Annotated in this window: 12 protein-coding genes and 1 pseudogene; 6 read left to right on the top strand and 7 right to left on the bottom strand. The window is 70.0% G+C overall.

Features of this window, described 5'->3' with window-relative positions:
• The first annotated feature begins 10 nt into the window (after window positions 1-10).
• From M6G65_RS02025 to M6G65_RS02000, 6 genes are all read left to right on the top strand, one after another.
• The gene (locus M6G65_RS02025; protein ID WP_250103500.1) at window positions 11-1,186 is read left to right on the top strand and encodes an iron-containing alcohol dehydrogenase; all 1,176 of its coding nucleotides are present in this window, start codon (window positions 11-13) and stop codon (window positions 1,184-1,186) included.
• Window positions 1,183-1,362, top strand: coding sequence for a hypothetical protein (locus M6G65_RS02020; RefSeq protein ID WP_238199710.1), 180 nt, complete (start codon window positions 1,183-1,185; stop codon window positions 1,360-1,362). Before M6G65_RS02025 ends, M6G65_RS02020 begins: the two co-directional genes overlap by 4 nt.
• 14 nt (window positions 1,363-1,376) lie before the next feature.
• Entirely contained in the window at window positions 1,377-2,207 is an 831-nt protein-coding gene (locus M6G65_RS02015; protein WP_238199711.1) for a poly(R)-hydroxyalkanoic acid synthase subunit PhaE, read from the top strand.
• Entirely contained in the window at window positions 2,200-3,330 is a 1,131-nt protein-coding gene (gene phaC / locus M6G65_RS02010; protein ID WP_238199712.1) for a class III poly(R)-hydroxyalkanoic acid synthase subunit PhaC, read from the top strand. Before M6G65_RS02015 ends, phaC begins: the two co-directional genes overlap by 8 nt.
• Window positions 3,331-3,596: 266 nt before the next feature.
• A complete protein-coding gene (locus M6G65_RS02005; protein WP_250103499.1) occupies window positions 3,597-5,609 on the top strand; it encodes an acyl CoA:acetate/3-ketoacid CoA transferase in 2,013 nt (670 codons plus the stop codon).
• A complete protein-coding gene (locus tag M6G65_RS02000) occupies window positions 5,602-7,074 on the top strand; it encodes an NAD-dependent succinate-semialdehyde dehydrogenase (RefSeq protein WP_250103498.1) in 1,473 nt (490 codons plus the stop codon). The genes M6G65_RS02005 and M6G65_RS02000 overlap by 8 nt, the downstream gene beginning before the upstream one ends.
• 238 nt (window positions 7,075-7,312) lie before the next feature.
• Here the strand turns inward: M6G65_RS02000 and M6G65_RS01995 are convergent, their stop codons facing one another.
• From M6G65_RS01995 to M6G65_RS01965, 7 genes and pseudogenes are all read right to left on the bottom strand, one after another.
• Window positions 7,313-7,591, bottom strand: coding sequence for a hypothetical protein (locus M6G65_RS01995; protein ID WP_238199715.1), 279 nt, complete (start codon window positions 7,589-7,591; stop codon window positions 7,313-7,315).
• Between the two features lie 68 nt (window positions 7,592-7,659).
• The gene (locus tag M6G65_RS01990) at window positions 7,660-8,586 is read right to left on the bottom strand and encodes an efflux RND transporter periplasmic adaptor subunit (RefSeq protein ID WP_192711475.1); all 927 of its coding nucleotides are present in this window, start codon (window positions 8,584-8,586) and stop codon (window positions 7,660-7,662) included.
• The gene (locus tag M6G65_RS01985) at window positions 8,583-8,792 is read right to left on the bottom strand and encodes a DUF1656 domain-containing protein (RefSeq protein ID WP_010683917.1); all 210 of its coding nucleotides are present in this window, start codon (window positions 8,790-8,792) and stop codon (window positions 8,583-8,585) included. Before M6G65_RS01985 ends, M6G65_RS01990 begins: the two co-directional genes overlap by 4 nt.
• The gene (locus M6G65_RS01980) at window positions 8,789-10,846 is read right to left on the bottom strand and encodes an FUSC family protein (RefSeq protein WP_238199716.1); all 2,058 of its coding nucleotides are present in this window, start codon (window positions 10,844-10,846) and stop codon (window positions 8,789-8,791) included. Before M6G65_RS01980 ends, M6G65_RS01985 begins: the two co-directional genes overlap by 4 nt.
• Window positions 10,843-11,328 carry a MarR family winged helix-turn-helix transcriptional regulator gene (locus M6G65_RS01975; RefSeq protein ID WP_238199717.1) on the bottom strand — a complete coding sequence of 162 codons (486 nt, stop codon included), beginning with the start codon at window positions 11,326-11,328 and terminating at the stop codon, window positions 10,843-10,845. The genes M6G65_RS01980 and M6G65_RS01975 overlap by 4 nt, the downstream gene beginning before the upstream one ends.
• A gap of 426 nt (window positions 11,329-11,754) precedes the next feature.
• Complete coding sequence (locus M6G65_RS01970) at window positions 11,755-12,414, bottom strand: response regulator (RefSeq protein WP_238199718.1); 660 nt, start codon at window positions 12,412-12,414, stop codon at window positions 11,755-11,757.
• Between the two features lie 174 nt (window positions 12,415-12,588).
• A pseudogene (locus M6G65_RS01965) lies at window positions 12,589-14,357 on the bottom strand (PQQ-dependent methanol/ethanol family dehydrogenase).
• Window positions 14,358-14,734 lie beyond the last annotated feature (377 nt).

The following is a 14,734-nucleotide window of genomic DNA, read 5'->3' as shown; positions in this document are numbered from 1 at the left end:
GGGCAGTGCGATGAACCCGTTCACCTTCCAGACCACGCCGAACGTGCTGTTCGAGGCCGGCGCCTCCCGGAAGCTGCCCGAGATCGTCGGCAGCTTCGGGGCCAAGCGCGTCCTGCTGGTCACCGACAAGGGCGTGCGCAGCGCCGGTCTCACCAAGGCCGCCGAGGCGGCTTTGGCGGAAGCCGGCGTCACCCTCGACGTCTACGAGGACGTGGTCGCCGACCCGCCCTCTACGGTGATCGAGGCGGCGGCCAAGCGCGCCCGCGAGCTCGGGACCGACCTCGTCCTGTCGATCGGCGGCGGCTCGGCGCTCGATACCGCCAAGCTCGTGGCCTATCTCGCGAAGTCCGACGAGCCGCTCGACGCGATCTACGGCGTCGGCCTCGCCAAGGGCGACCGCCTGCCGCTGATCCTCGTGCCGACCACCGCCGGCACCGGCTCGGAGGTGACGCCGATCTCGATCGTCACCACGCCGACCACCGAGAAGAAGGGCGTCGTCGCGCCGAAGCTCTTGCCCGACTGGGCGGTGCTCGACCCGGAGCTGACGCTCGGACTGCCGTCCCACGTGACGGCGGCGACCGGCATCGACGCCATGGTGCACGCCATCGAGGCCTTCACCAGCAAGAATAAGAAGAACCCGATCTCCGACCAGCTCGCCAAGCAGGCGCTGGCGCTGCTCTCGGCCAACATCCGCACCGCCTGCACGGACGGCAAGAACCTCGAGGCGCGCTCCGGCATGCTGCTCGGCTCGATGCTCGCCGGCATGGCCTTCGCCAACGCGCCGGTGGCGGCGGTGCACGCCCTCGCCTACCCGGTCGGCGCGATCTTCCACGTGCCGCACGGGCTCTCGAACGCGCTGGTGCTGATGGGGGTGATGCGCTTCAACCTCTCGCACGCGGAGGCGCTCTACGCCGAGCTGGCGCCGATCCTCGATCCCGCGGCCGCGGATCTGCCGCAGCCCGAGGCCGCCAAGCGCTTCGCCGAGAGCCTCGACGCGATCTGCCGCGACTGCAAGGTGCCGGCCTCGCTCGCCGAGGTCGGCGTCGCCCGGCAGGACCTGGAGCGCATGGCCTCCGACGCGATGAAGCAGACGCGGCTCCTCGTGAACAACCCGCGCGAGGTCACCTACGACGACGCCTTCAAGATCTACGCCGAGGCGCTGGGAGAGGCGCTCCCGGCGGCGTGAGCATGACGACGGCGGTGGTGCTGGGGCTGTCGCCCGATCAGTCCAGCCCACACCGTCATCGCGAGCGCAGCGAAGCGACCGAGGGCGGCGCGCCGTCGTTGAACATGGCGCTGCTGGATTGCTTCGCTCCGCTCGCAAAGACGGCGGGTTCGAAGTCTTCAGCCCTGAGGCTGTGAGGAGAAACGCCAGCATGGACCAGTTCGACGCGTTCCGGGCGATGAGCGAGTTCTGGACCCGGGCCGGCACGGGCTTCTTCACCCAGGGCGCCGGGCAAACCGCGCCCGGCTTCGGCTGGCCGACCTTTCCGACGCCTGACGTCGCCGGCCTCGCCACCGCGCACGCGAAGCTCACCGAGGCCTGGACTTCCGCCACCGACCTCTCGCAGACCCTCGCGAAATCCCTCCAGGGCGGCCCCGGCGCGCCGGACCCGACCGCCGGGGCGGTGCTCGCCAAAATCTTCGATCCGCAGGCCTGGCTCGGCGGCTCGGCCGAGTTCGACGCGGCGCTGACCCGCATGGCCGAGGGCCCGCAGCTCGCCGACCTGTGGCAGACTGAGCGGCGCTACGCGGCCCTGTTCACCGCCTGGGCGACGCTCCGGCGGGCGCAGAGCGAGCATCAGGCCGTCATGCTCGACGCCTGGACCCGCGCCGCCGGGACCTTCGCACAGGAGGCCAATGCCCGCGCCGAAAACGGCGAGAGCTTCGCTTCCGCCCGCGAGATGATGAGCCGGTGGATCGAGACCGCCAACGCGGTCCTGCTGGAGGTCCAGCGCTCGGACAAATTCCTGGCCTCCCAGCGGGCCGTGCTCCGGGCCTCGACCGATCTGCGCCTCGCCCAGCAGGACGTCGCGGCCTTCCTGTCCGAGTTCTACGGCCAGCCGACCCGGGCCGAGCTCGACGACGTGCACAAGAGCCTGACCGAGCTGCGCCGGGAGGTCCGGGCGCTGCGCCGCGAGCGCCGGCAGGCCGGCAAGGTCGCGAAGGCGGGTGGTTCACAGGTCGGGGAGGACGCCCATGGCTGATCAGGAAAGCCCGAAGGCGCCGGCCGCGCCGCTGAATCTCACCCCCGCCGCGCTGCTGGCCGAGGTCGGCACCCTCGGCCGCCGGATCAGCGAGGGCGCCAAGCTGTTCGCCGATGTCAGCGACGCGGATGTCGAGATCGCCACCACGCCGAAGGATCTGGTCTGGAGCCAGGACAAGGTCAGCCTCTATCGCTACCGGCCGCTCGCCGAGAGCAAGGGCCTGCCGCCGGTGCTGATCGTCTACGGCTTGATCGGCCGCTACACGATGGCCGACCTGCAGGAGGACCGCTCGCTCGTCCGCAACCTGCTGAAGCTCGGCCTCGACCTCTACGTGGTCGATTGGGGCAATCCGGGCCGGGCCGACCGCTACGTCACCATCGACGATTACGTGGACGGCTACCTCGCCGAGTGCGTCGCCTTCATCCAGGAGGCGGCCGGGCGGGAGACGATCAGCCTGCTCGGGATCTGCGAGGGCGGCGTCTTCACCACCTGCTACGCGGCGCTCTACCCCGAGACCGTCAACGCGATGGTGCTGACCATCACGCCGATCGACTTCCACGCCGACACCCGGGAGAACCGGGCCGGCCACGGCTTCATCAACGTCTGGACGCGCTCGCTCACGCCCGAGGATGTCGACCGGCTGATCGACGCGCAGGGCTCCCTGCCCGGCGCCTTCATGGGCTCGGTGTTCTCGATGATGACGCCGATGCGGACCATGACGAAGTACAACCTCGACCTGCTCGACGCCCTCGACGACAAGAAGAAGTTCCTGAACTTCCTCCGCATGGAGAAGTGGATCGCCGACCGGCCGGACCATCCCGGCGAGGCGGCCAAGCAGTGGCTGAAGGACCTCTACCAAGACAACAAGCTGGTTCAGAGCGCCTTCGAGCTCGGCGGTCGGAGAGTGGATCTGAAGGCCATCACCTGCCCGGTGCTGAACGTGTTCGCCCAGGACGACCACATCATCCCGCCGGCCACCTCACAGGCGCTGAGGGATAAGATCGGCACCACCGACTACACCGAGATGGGGCTGCCCGGCGGCCATGTCGGCGTGTTCGTCGGCGGCAAGGCACAGAAGCTGCTGGGCTCCGGCATCGCCGACTGGCTCGGCCAGCGGGGGTAGGATGGTGGCTCGACGGTTGTTGATCAGCGCGACGCCCTCTCACCTTCTGAAAGCAGGGCGCCTTTCCCCTCCCCCTTGTGGGGAGGGGCCAGGGGTGGGGGTGGTGCAGACGGGACCGCGCCGCTTGATCCTGAACCACCCCCACCTCCAACTCCTCCCCACAAGGGGGAGGAGAAACCGCCGCAGCCATCGATATGTGAACATCGTAGGCCAGAGAGGGGGAGGAAGACGCGCTCAGCCCCGTCCCGGGCGCCGAGGACCACCCGATGGGCAGCCTGAAGAACAAGATCGTCAGCGCCGACGAGGCCGCCGCCATCCTGCAGGACGGCGACATGGTCGCGGTGTCGGGGTTCGTCGGGATCGGCACGCCCGACGAGCTGATCCTGGCGCTCGCCCGCCGCTTCGAATCCGGCGCCGGCCCGCACGGGCTCGGCCTGATGTTCGCCGCCGCCCCCGGTGACGGCAAGGAGCGCGGCCTCAACCGCCTGGCGATCCCGGGCCTCGTCCGTCGCGTCGTTGGCGGTCACTGGGCGCTCGTGCCGAAGCTCGGGGCCATGGCGGTGGCGGGCGCGATCGAGGCCTACAACCTGCCGCTCGGCGTGGTCTCGCACCTCTACCGGGAGATCGCCGCCCACACCCCCGGCCATATCACCAAGGTGGGCCTGCGCACCTTCGCCGACCCGCGGCTGGAGGGCGGCAAGCTCAACGCCGTCACGAAGGAAGACCTCGTCAGCGTGGTCGAGCTCGGCGGCGAGTCCTGGCTCCACTACAAGGCCTTCCCGGTCAACGTTGCGCTGATCCGCGGCACCACGGCTGACCCGGCCGGCAACATCACCATGGAGCGCGAGGCGCTGACGCTGGACAACCTCGCCGCCGCGATGGCGGCGAAGAACTCGGGCGGCTTCGTCATCGCGCAGGTGGAGCGGCTGGCCGAGGCCGGCTCCCTCAACCCGCGCGAGGTGCAGGTGCCCGGCGTGCTGGTGGATTGCGTGGTTCTGAGCCAGCCCGAGAACCACCGCCAGACCTACGGCACGCCCTACAACCACGCCTTCACGGGCCGCCAGCGCGTGCCGCTCGACCGGATCGCCCCGATGGCGCTCGACACCCGCAAGGTCATCGCCCGGCGCTGCGCCTTCGAGTTGCCGCCGGGCGGCGTGGTCAATCTCGGCATCGGCATGCCCGAGGGCGTCGCGGCGGTCGCCGCGGAGGAGCGGGTGCTGAAATACCTGACGCTGACCGCCGAGCCGGGCGTGATCGGTGGCCTGCCGCAGGGCGGTCTGGATTTCGGCGCCGCCCTCAACCCGGCCGCCGTCCTGCACCAGAACCAGCAGTTCGACTTCTACGACGGCGGCGGCCTCGATCTCGCCTGCCTGGGGCTCGCCCAGTGCGACGCCGAGGGCAACGTCAACGTCAGCCGGTTCGGCACGCGGCTCGCGGGCGCGGGCGGGTTCATCAACATCTCGCAGAACGCCAAGAGCCTCGTCTTCGCCGGCACCTTCACGGCCGACGGCCTCAAGGTGGCGGTGGAGGACGGCGGCATCCGGATCCTCAGCGAGGGCCGTTCGCGAAAATTCATCGCCGCGGTGGAGCAGGTGACCTTCTCGGGGGCCTACGCGGCCGAGCGCGGTCAGCCGGTGCTCTACGTGACCGAGCGCTGCGTGTTCCGGCGGACCCGGGCCGGCATGGAGCTGGTCGAGGTCGCGCCGGGCATCGACATCGCGCGCGACATCCTCGGGCAGATGGGCTTCACCCCGATCGTGCAGGATCCGCAGCCGATGGATCCGCGCCTGTTCCGCGAGTCCGTGATGGCTCTGGAGCCCTGGCTGCTGGGCCTCTCGCTGTCGGAACGGATCAGCTACGACCCCGAGCGCAATATCCTGTTCTCGAACCTCGAAGGTTTCCAGGTCCGGACCATCGGCGACGTCGAGCTGGTGCGCCGCGAATACGAGCGCGCCTGCCAGGAGATCGGCCGCAAGGTCCACCTGATCGCCAATTACGACGGGTTCGAGATCGACCCGACGGTGAGCGACGCCTACTTCTCGGCGATCGCCTATCTCGAAAACCGCTATTACGAGACCGCGTCCCGGTATACCACGAGCGCGTTCTTGCGATTGAAACTCGGCGCCTCGTTGGCGAGCCGCGACCTGGCTCCCCATGTGTTCGAGACAAAAGCCGAGGCGCAGGCGAGGAATACGGCCCAGAGCGTGCCTCTCAAGCCGCGGCCCGGCATGTCCCAGCCCGACATGCCGCGGCCGCCGAAGGAACCGTTGGATGCCTGAGTTCGAGACCCCCTCCCTGAAGGACCGCGCCCTGCTGGTCGATGCCTGCCTGATCGGCGGCGAATGGTCGAAGGCCGGTTCCGGCAGCATCGACGTCACCAACCCGGCGACCGGCGCGCTGATCGCCAAGGTGCCGAATGCCGGCGCCGACGAGACCCGCCAGGCGATCAAGGCGGCGCATGAGGCCTATCCGGCGTGGCGCGCCAAGACCGCCAACGAGCGCGCCGTGCTGCTGCGCAAGCTCGCGGCGCTCGTGACCGAGCATCAGGAGGATCTCGCGCAGATCCTCACCGCCGAGCAGGGCAAGTCGCTGACCGAGTCCCGCGGCGAGGTCGCCATGTCGGCCGCCTACGTGCTGTGGTTCGCGGAAGAAGCGCGCCGCGTCTACGGCGACGTGGTCCCCTCCCCCTGGGGCGACCGCAAGATCCTCGTCACCAAGGAGCCGGTCGGCGTGGTGGCGGCGATCACGCCATGGAACTTCCCGTCTTCGATGATCGCCCGCAAGATCGCTCCGGCTCTGGCCGCCGGCTGCCCGATCGTGATCAAGCCCGCCTCGCAGACGCCGCTCTCGGGCCTCGCCTGGGGCGTGCTGTGCGAGCGCGCCGGCTTCCCGGCCGGCACGGTCTCAATCCTCACCGGCTCGGCCCGCGCCATCGGCGCCGAGATGACCGGTAACCCGCTCGTCAAGAAGATCACGTTCACCGGCTCCACCGAGGTCGGCAAGGTGCTGCTGGAGCAGGCAGCAGGCACGGTGAAGAAGGTCTCGATGGAGCTCGGCGGCAACGCGCCGTTCATCGTGTTCGGCGACGCCGACCTCGACAAGGCGGTGGCCGGCGCGATGCTCGCCAAGTACCGCAACTCCGGCCAGACCTGCATCTGCACCAACCGCTTCCTGGTGCAGGACGGGATCTACGACGCCTTCGCGGAGAAGATGGCGGAAGCCGCCAACCGCCTGAAGGTCGGCAACGGCGTCGAGGACGGCGTCGCCCAGGGGCCGCTGATCGACATGGCGGCCGTGGAGAAGACCGAGGCCCATATCCGCGACGCCGTCGAGAAGGGCGGCCGGGTGGTGGCGGGCGGTCACCGCCACGCGCTGGGCGGCCAGTTCTTCGAGCCGACGGTGATCACCGGCGCGACCCCCGCCATGGCGGTGGCCCGGGAGGAGACCTTCGGGCCGCTGGCGCCGCTGTTCCGCTTCCGCGACGAGGCGGAGGCGATCCGCATGGCCAACGACACCGAGTACGGCTTGGCCTGCTACTTCTACACCCGCGACCTCGGCCGCACCTTCCGGGTCGCGGAGGCGCTGGAATACGGCATGGTCGGGATCAACGAGGGGATCATCACCACCGAGGTGGCGCCCTTCGGCGGCGTGAAGGAATCCGGCCTCGGCCGCGAGGGCTCGTATCAGGGCATCGAGGATTACCTGAACACCAAGTACCTGTGCGTGGGCGGGCTGGGGGCGTAGGGGCCGCGTTCACGATGACCCGCAGGGGACCTGACGGGTGCTCTCACTGCGGGCAACCGGGTTCACACACCTTGGCTTGGCACTGATGCCTTGAAAGAAGGGCGCTTTTCCCTCCCCCTTGTGGGGAGGGGTCAGGGGTGGGGGTGGTGCAGACGGCACCGCACCGCTCAATCCTGCCCCACCCCCGCCTCCAACTCCTCCCCACAAGGGGGAGGAGAGCGGGTGCGGTGCCTGCAGCCTACCGCCCGCTCGGCGCCGCGCCGCTGCCCGTGGTCCCGTTGCCCGAGCTGCTGCCGGCGGGCGCGCCGGGGGTGCTGACGCGCGGGCCGCCGCTGGTGCCGGGCGCCATGCCTGTGCCGGTGGAGCCGGTGCTCTCCATCGTCCCGGTCCCGCCCACCGCGCCGGACTTGTTGACGTTGCCCTGGTTAGAGCCGCCGGTCTGCGGTGCCTGGGCCAGCGCCGCGCCGGACGTGGCGAGCACCAGGGACGTGGCGAGGGCGAGGATGGTCTTCGACATGAGGGCTCCTGAACCGTCGGAATGACGTCGTTTCAGGCCAACCCGGGGGTCCGGGGATGGTTCATGGTTCAGCGGGCGAGCGCCTCGCGCCACGCCGTCCAGGGCCAGCGCAGGGGCTCCCCGCCCGCGGCCGGGGCAATCGACACCGTCGCGGTCCGACCGCTCACCAGCCGCGGATCCGCGGTGCCGCCGTCGAGGGTGATCCGCACCGGGATACGCTGGGCGAGGCGCACCCACGAGAAGGTCGGGTTGACGTTGGCCAGAAGGTTGGTCGCGTCGCTGCGGCCGGTCTCGCCGATGCCGCCGGCGATGCTCGCCACACGGCCCATGAGCACGCCGTCCTCACCCATCAACTGGACGCTGACCGGCGCGCCGACGCGGATGCGCGGCAGCTTGGTCTCCTCGAAATAGCCCTCGATCCGGACGGTGTCGCGGTCGATCAGCGCCATGACCCCGCGGCCGGTGGTGACGTAGGCGCCCGGCCGCAGCTCCATGTTGGTGATCCGGCCGTTGACCGAGGCCCGCACCGCCGAGCGCTCCAGGTTGAGCTTGGCGAGGTCGCGATCCGCCACGGCCTGCTCGTACGCGGCCTGGGCGGACAGGTCGGCCGCCTTGGCGGCCTCGACCTTCTGCTGCGACACCGCCGCGTCGCTGAGCTTGCTGTAGCGGGCATAGTCGGCCGCATTCTGCTCGGCGGTGGCCTTCCGGCCCTGGACCATCGCCTCAGCCTGCCGCAGCCCGAGGCGGAACCGGTCCGGATCGATCCGGAACAGGACGTCGCCCTTTCGCACGACCTGGTTGTCCTCCACCAGCACCTCGGTGACGAGGCCGGAGACGTCGGGCGCGACCGCCACCACGTCGGCGCGCACGCGCCCGTCCCGGGTCCAGGGGGCGTCCATGTAGTAGTCCCACAGGCCGAGGCCGACGATCAGCGCCGCGGCGACCATGCCGAGGGTGACCACGAGGCGGCCGAGGACGGAGAACAGGGCGGTCATTGCAGGGTCCGATGGGCGAGGGTCACGACGCCGCCGAGAAGGACGACGTAGAGGGCGAGGTCGAAGAGCGGCCGGTGCCAGACGAGGCGGTAGAAGCCGGTCGCCGCGAGGAGGCGGCGCAGCGGCAGGCTGAGCGCGAAGGCCAGGGCCATCCAGAGGGCGAGGCCCGGCACGAACACGCCGTAGAGGTCGATCTCGCCCATCATGCCGCCATCTCCCGATCGCTCGGCAGCGGCGCCGCCTCCCGATAGCCCGGCGCGTCCGGGAAGAGCCCGCGGCGCAGGCCGGTCAGGCCGATCAGGGCGGCCCGGCGCTCCGGCGAGGGAGCCGCGCCCGCGACGGCATCGAGGCTGTCGTCCAGGGCGGCCAGGAGATCAATGTCCGGCTCCCCGGCCTGCCTCCGCAGCTGGCGCGCCGCCAGGGCCAGAGCGTGGTCGACCGACACGCGCGCGGCGCCCGCAAGCCGCCGGCGCACCCGCCGGACCTCCACGAGGTTGATGCCCACCCGCACGTCGGCCAGGAGATCGCCCATCGCCGCCGCGGTCTCGGCGGGCAGCACCGCGAGGCGGGGGGCGATGAGGCCGATGCGGTCGAGCATCAGGGCCGCGAGTTCGAGCCCGTGCCCGGTGCCGCGCCCGTCCGCCGCCGCGGCGAGGCTGCGCCGGTTGATGCGCACGAGCCGGCGGGCGCTCCGACCGGCGCCGATCGAGCGGATCAGCCGGGTCACCACGGCGCCCACCCACATGCCGACCACCGAAGCGACCACCGAATTGGCGAAGGGCGCGAACTCGCCGCTGTAGCCGTTCTGCAGCGCCAGCATGGTCGCGCCGTTGAGGGCGGCGCCCATTCCCATCGGGGTGTAGCGGGGCTGCGTCATCGCCAGCCCACACAGGATCAGCGCCGGCGCGAGCGCGAGCGCGAGCATCTCGAACGTGGTCACCAGCGGCAGGACCGCGAACAGGTAGAAGCCCGCCGCCAGGGCGCCGACGAGTGCCGAGTTGGTGAAGCCGAGGATCTGTGGGGTGGGGTCGTCCTGGGCGGCGAAGAGGCAGCAGGCGACGGCCCCCATCATCGGCGCCGCGGATCCGTCGGGCCAGCCGGTCGCGATCCAGATGGCGCAGCAGACCAGCAGGCCGACGAACACCCCGAAGGCCGAGAACGCCGCCAATCCGTGATCGCGATGGCGGATCCCGCGCACGCGGGCCGTGTAGGCGAAGGCGAGTGGCGCCGCCGGCGCCGTGCCGGCGGCGAGATGTCCGCGGAGCACGCGCAGGTCCTGGCGCAGGTCGATGACATCGCGCAGACGCACCGAGAGGCTCGCCAGCAGCAGCGTGGCCCAATCCGGGTTCTGCCCGAGTGCGGGCTCGAACTCATCGACCCGGCGACGCAGCCGCGCGGCCGTCTCCGGATCGTCGTCCTCGCCGGCCAGCCAGACGGCGAGGTCCGACAGGAAGGCGCGGACCCGGGACGGGAGCGCCCCGGCCCGCTCCAGCGTCGCGACCCGGTCGGCGACCGCGGCCACGATCGGCAGGACCATCAGCATGTGCTGCCGGAGCGGTGCGAAGGCCTCCGCGGCACGCTCTGCACCCGTGGCTTCGTTGCGGAGCGCGAGGCCGAGGGCGTCGAGCCCGATCGCGTCCGAGGCCAGCCGCAGGCGCACACCCTTGCTCTGGCCGGTGCTGCCGGCATCCGGCGCCCGGGCCGCCGCGAGGGCGCCCAGCGTCCAGGTCCGGGCCTCGGCGAGCCACAGGTTCAGCCGCTCGACGATCACCGGGGCCGCCGATTGCGGCAGCACCAGCGTGGCGACGAGGCTGGCGCACAGGATCCCGAGCGAGATCTCCTCGGCGCGCGCCACCGCGGTGTCGAAGATCGCGCCGGGATCATCCACCGCCGGGAAGCCGATCAGCGCGGCCGTGTAGCCGGCGAGCATCGGCAGGTAGCTCGCGGGCGTGCGGTCGAGGAGCGAGACGTAGAGGCACAGGGCCACCCAGAGCGCCACCGCGAGGCTCAGCAGGATCGGCTCGTTGACGAGGTTCGGCACCAGCACGACGCTCACCGCCGCGCCGAGCCCGGTGCCGCAGAGGCGGTAGACGGCCTTCGAGCGGGTTGCGCCGGAGAGGACCTGACTGGTGATGTAGACGGTGCCGAGCGCCCAGTACGGCCGCGGCAGGTCGATCCAGAGCGCCAGGAACAGGGCGAGCATCGCCGCCGCGTAGGTCTTCAGCGCGAAGGCCCAGTCACGCCATCCGGGGAGGGTCACGAGGCCGCCTCCCATTCGGGCTCGGCGGCCGCGCGGCCGTAGCGCTGAAGCGCCGCGAAAACCCGGAGGCTCGCTTCGAGATCGGCGCCATCGACCTCAGCGAAGACCCGCGCGCGCAGGGTCGAGAGTTCGGCCTCGATCCGCTCGAAGACCTGCCGGCCGCGCGGCGTGAGGCCCAGCACCTTGGCGCGCCGGTCCGACGGGTCCTCGCGACGCACCACCAGCCCGGCGGCGGCGAGCTGGTCGATGAGGCGGACCAGGGAGGGGCCCTCGATGCCGACGGCCTCCGCCAGGACGTTCTGGCGCGGCTCTTCGTTCATCCGGCCGATGATGATCAGCGGGTGCGCGCTCGCATCGGACAGGCCGTGCGCCTCCGCGACGGTGTTGGCCGCGCGGCGCCAGTGGCGTCCGGTCGTCAGGAGGGCGTGGGTACAGGCCTGCTGCAGCTGTTCGCGCGTCTTCGGATCGTCGATGCCGGGCATTGGCCAAATCCATCGCCGCGAGGATCCGACAAAAGGCGGGATCGATTGGCTCGCGTGCTGATAGATAGCATCATATCAATTTGGACAGCGAGATAACTTGTGGCGCCAGGGTTGCGAGAGGCGAATGGGTCCGCCCCTTTCGCACGCTTTGCAAGCGTCATCGGAATGCACAAGGCATCCAACCCCACACCGTCATTCCGGGTCCGCGCAGCGGAGCCGGAATCCAGAGCCGCCGACGCGCCTTACCTCGACGGAACCGGCGGTTCTGGATTCCGGGCTCGCCTGCGGCGCCCCGGAATGACGGGGCGGGAGCCGCGAACGGTATGATTGCTTGTCCCGACCCCGCCGATCCGCTCTCGTGTGCCTTGGCTCGCTCCGGCACCGCAGACGCCCTATCCGCACCGGGACCGCGCGTCGGCCGCGGCGTCACGCCGGATGCGTGTTGTGGATCTGGTCGAAATCCAGGGACGCCGTATCGATCACGATCTGCGTCCGGCTGATCACTTCGAGCTTGCGCAGGATCTCGGAGACATGGGCCTTCACGGTCGAGTCGCCGACCTGGAGCTCGTGGGCGATCTGCTTGTTGAGCTTGCCCTGCCGGATCATCATCAGAACCCGCAGCTGCTGCGGGGTGAGCCGGGCGAGGCGCTCCGGCAGCGGCGCCTTCTTGCTCCGCGGCGCGGGCGCGCTCGCCTCGGCGAGCCCCGGCGGCAGGAACAGGGCCCCGCTCATCACCTCGGTGATCGCCCGGGTGAGCGTCGCTTTGTCCATGGCCTTCGGGACGAAGCCGGCCGCGCCGTGCTGCAGGGCCTCGCGGACGATGCGCGGATCCTCGTGGCCGGAGACGATCAGGATCGGGATGCGCGGAAAACTCGCCCGGATCGTGATCAGCCCGTCGAAGCCGGTCACGCCCCGCATCGACAGGTCGAGGAGCGTCAGGTCGATGCCGCGATTGGCCGCCAGCACCGCGCAGGCCGCCTCGATCCCGTCGGCCTCGTGCAGCACCGCGTCCGGATGCGCGAGGCGGATCGTGGCCGCCAGGGCGTCGCGGAACAGCGGGTGGTCGTCGACGATCAGGAGATGCACGGAGACCTCGGTCCTTCGCTCGAGATCCTCACAGGATCCGCCGAATACGCGGGCGGGAGGTCCGAAGGTGATCGATGCGGCCCCAGGGCGCAAGCGGGTGTTGAGACGACCGCCCTGCCCCGGAGCCTGGGCGTGCCAGCCCGTGAAGGCCGGCACGCTTCCGATTGAGCGCCTTCAGCGCGACGCCACCGTCTTCGGCAGCTTGAACGCCCAGAAGCTGCCGCCCTGGTTGATGCCGGCGGTGGACTTGGCGACCTCGCCGCCCCAGAGCGGCACCGCGCCGCCCCAGCCGGCCGCGACGCCGACCCATTGCTCGCCGTCCTGCTCCCAGGTGATCGGCGAGGAGACCACGCCGGTGCCGACCTGGAACTTCCAGACCTCCTCGCCGGTCTTGGCGTCGAAGGCCTTCAGGAAGCCCTCCGGGGTGCCGGTGAAGACGAGGTTGCCCGCGGTGGTGAGCACGCCGGCCCAGAGCGGCGCCTTGTTCTTGTACTCCCACACGACCTTGCCGGAGGCTGGGTCGATCGCCTTGAGCGAGCCGATATGGTCGCCGAAGACCGGCTTGATGGTGAAGCCGGCGCCGAGATAGGCGGCGCCCTTCTTGTAGTTCACCGGCTCGTTCCAGATATCCATGCCCCACTCGTTGGAGGGCACGTAGAACAGCTTGGTGTCGGGGCTGTAGCCGATCGGCATCCAGTTCTTGCCGCCGAGGAAGCTCGGCACCGCGAAGACCGACTTGCCCTTCTTGTCGTCGCCGGTCGCCTTGCTCGGGTCGCCGGGCCGGTTCTCCTCGTTGTAGATCGGGCGGCCGTTCTCATCGATGCCCTTGGCCCAGTTGATCTTCTCGGCGAACGGCGTCGCCGAGATGAACTTCCCGTTGGTCCGGTCGAGCACGTAGAAGAAGCCGTTGCGGTCGGCGGTGGCGCCGGCCTTGATGGTCTTGCCGCCCTTGTTCAGGTCGAACGGCACGAACTCGTTGACGCCGTCGAAGTCCCAGCCGTCGTGCGGGGTGGTCTGGAAACCCCAGACGATCTCGCCGTTGTCGGGGTTAAGGGCGAGGCGCGAGGAGGTCCACTTGTTGTCGCCCGGCCGCAGCCAGGAGTTCCACGGGCCGGGATTGCCGGTGCCGAAGTAGATCAGGTTGGTCTCGGGATCGTAGGTTCCGCCGAGCCACGTGGCGCCGCCGCCGAACTTCCACATGTCGCCGGGCCAGGTTTCATTCACCTTGCCCGTCATGGTCGAGGGCTTGCCGTTGAGCTCGCCCATGTGGCCCTCGATCACGGGCCGCTTCCACACGACCTCGCCGGTCTCGGCGTCGCGGGCCTCGATCCGCCCGATCACGCCGAACTCGCCGCCCGACACGCCGGTGATGATCTTGCCCTTCACGATGATCGGGGCGGCCGTGTAGCTGTAGCCGGCCTTGAAGTCGTCGATGTCCTTGCGCCAGACCACCTTGCCGGTCTTGGTGTTCAGCGCGACGAGCTTGGCGTCGAGCGTGCCGAAATAGACGTTGTCCTTGTAGAGGGCGGCGCCGCGGTTCACCACGTCGCAGCAGGGCAGGATGCCCTCCGGCAGGCGGGCGTCGTATTCCCACTTCTTCTCGCCGCTGCGGGAATCGATCGCGTACATGCGCGAATACGAGCCCGTGACGTAGATGATCCCGTCCTTGACCAGCGCCGGCTCTCCTGGCCACGCTGCTTCTCGCCGCCGAACGAGAACGACCACGCCGGGACGAGGCCCTTGATGTTGTCGCGGTTGAGGGTCTTCAGCGGGCTGAAGCGCTGGGCCTGCGGGCCGAGGCCGTAGGTGACGACGTCGCCCGGCGTCTTGGCGTCGTTGATGATGTCCTGCTCGCTGACGCCTTCGGCCATGGCCGGCAGGGCGCCGCCCGCCACGAGGGCGGCGACGCCCACCGCGGCGAGGAACCGGGTCCGCATTCTCATGACGTGTCCTCCGTGATCGGCTCCAGTCCGTGCGGCCGGAGCATTCGGGTTTCGGCGTGGACCGCACGAGTCGCGGGACGCCCCCTTGGAGACCGACGCTATCGATGTTCTCAGAGAAGTCTTATTGGCCATTGGTCCAATGAGCCGGCGGGGCATGCTGCCGGAGGCCATGTATTCGCCAGATCAAAGACAGAAATCCACAAGGCGCTGCGGAGAAGCGCGCTTAGCCGGTTTGATGATCGCCGCTGCCGTCATCGCGAGCGCAGCGAAGCGACCCAGGGCGGCGCAGCATCGCAAGACGTGGCGCCATCTGGATTGCTTCGCTGCGTTCGCAAAGACAGGTAATTGCGCAGATCAGGCTATCGACAGGTCGGAAT

Source organism: Methylobacterium tardum, assembly GCF_023546765.1.
GTDB classification, from domain to species: Bacteria; Pseudomonadota; Alphaproteobacteria; order Rhizobiales; family Beijerinckiaceae; genus Methylobacterium; species Methylobacterium tardum.
Note: the sequence above shows the minus strand (reverse complement) of the source record. Positions and strands in the feature narration are given on the sequence as shown.

Excerpts from the sequence above, each read along its gene's own strand:
- M6G65_RS02025 (WP_250103500.1), top strand. The coding sequence starts at position 11 with ATGAACCCGTTCACCTTCCAGACCACGCCGAACGTGCTGTTCGAGGCC.
- M6G65_RS02015 (WP_238199711.1), top strand. The coding sequence starts at position 1,377 with ATGGACCAGTTCGACGCGTTCCGGGCGATGAGCGAGTTCTGGACCCGG.
- phaC (WP_238199712.1), top strand. The coding sequence starts at position 2,200 with ATGGCTGATCAGGAAAGCCCGAAGGCGCCGGCCGCGCCGCTGAATCTC.
- M6G65_RS02005 (WP_250103499.1), top strand. The coding sequence starts at position 3,597 with ATGGGCAGCCTGAAGAACAAGATCGTCAGCGCCGACGAGGCCGCCGCC.
- M6G65_RS02000 (WP_250103498.1), top strand. The coding sequence starts at position 5,602 with ATGCCTGAGTTCGAGACCCCCTCCCTGAAGGACCGCGCCCTGCTGGTC.
- M6G65_RS01995 (WP_238199715.1), bottom strand. The coding sequence starts at position 7,591 with ATGTCGAAGACCATCCTCGCCCTCGCCACGTCCCTGGTGCTCGCCACG.
- M6G65_RS01990 (WP_192711475.1), bottom strand. The coding sequence starts at position 8,586 with ATGACCGCCCTGTTCTCCGTCCTCGGCCGCCTCGTGGTCACCCTCGGC.
- M6G65_RS01985 (WP_010683917.1), bottom strand. The coding sequence starts at position 8,792 with ATGATGGGCGAGATCGACCTCTACGGCGTGTTCGTGCCGGGCCTCGCC.
- M6G65_RS01975 (WP_238199717.1), bottom strand. The coding sequence starts at position 11,328 with ATGCCCGGCATCGACGATCCGAAGACGCGCGAACAGCTGCAGCAGGCC.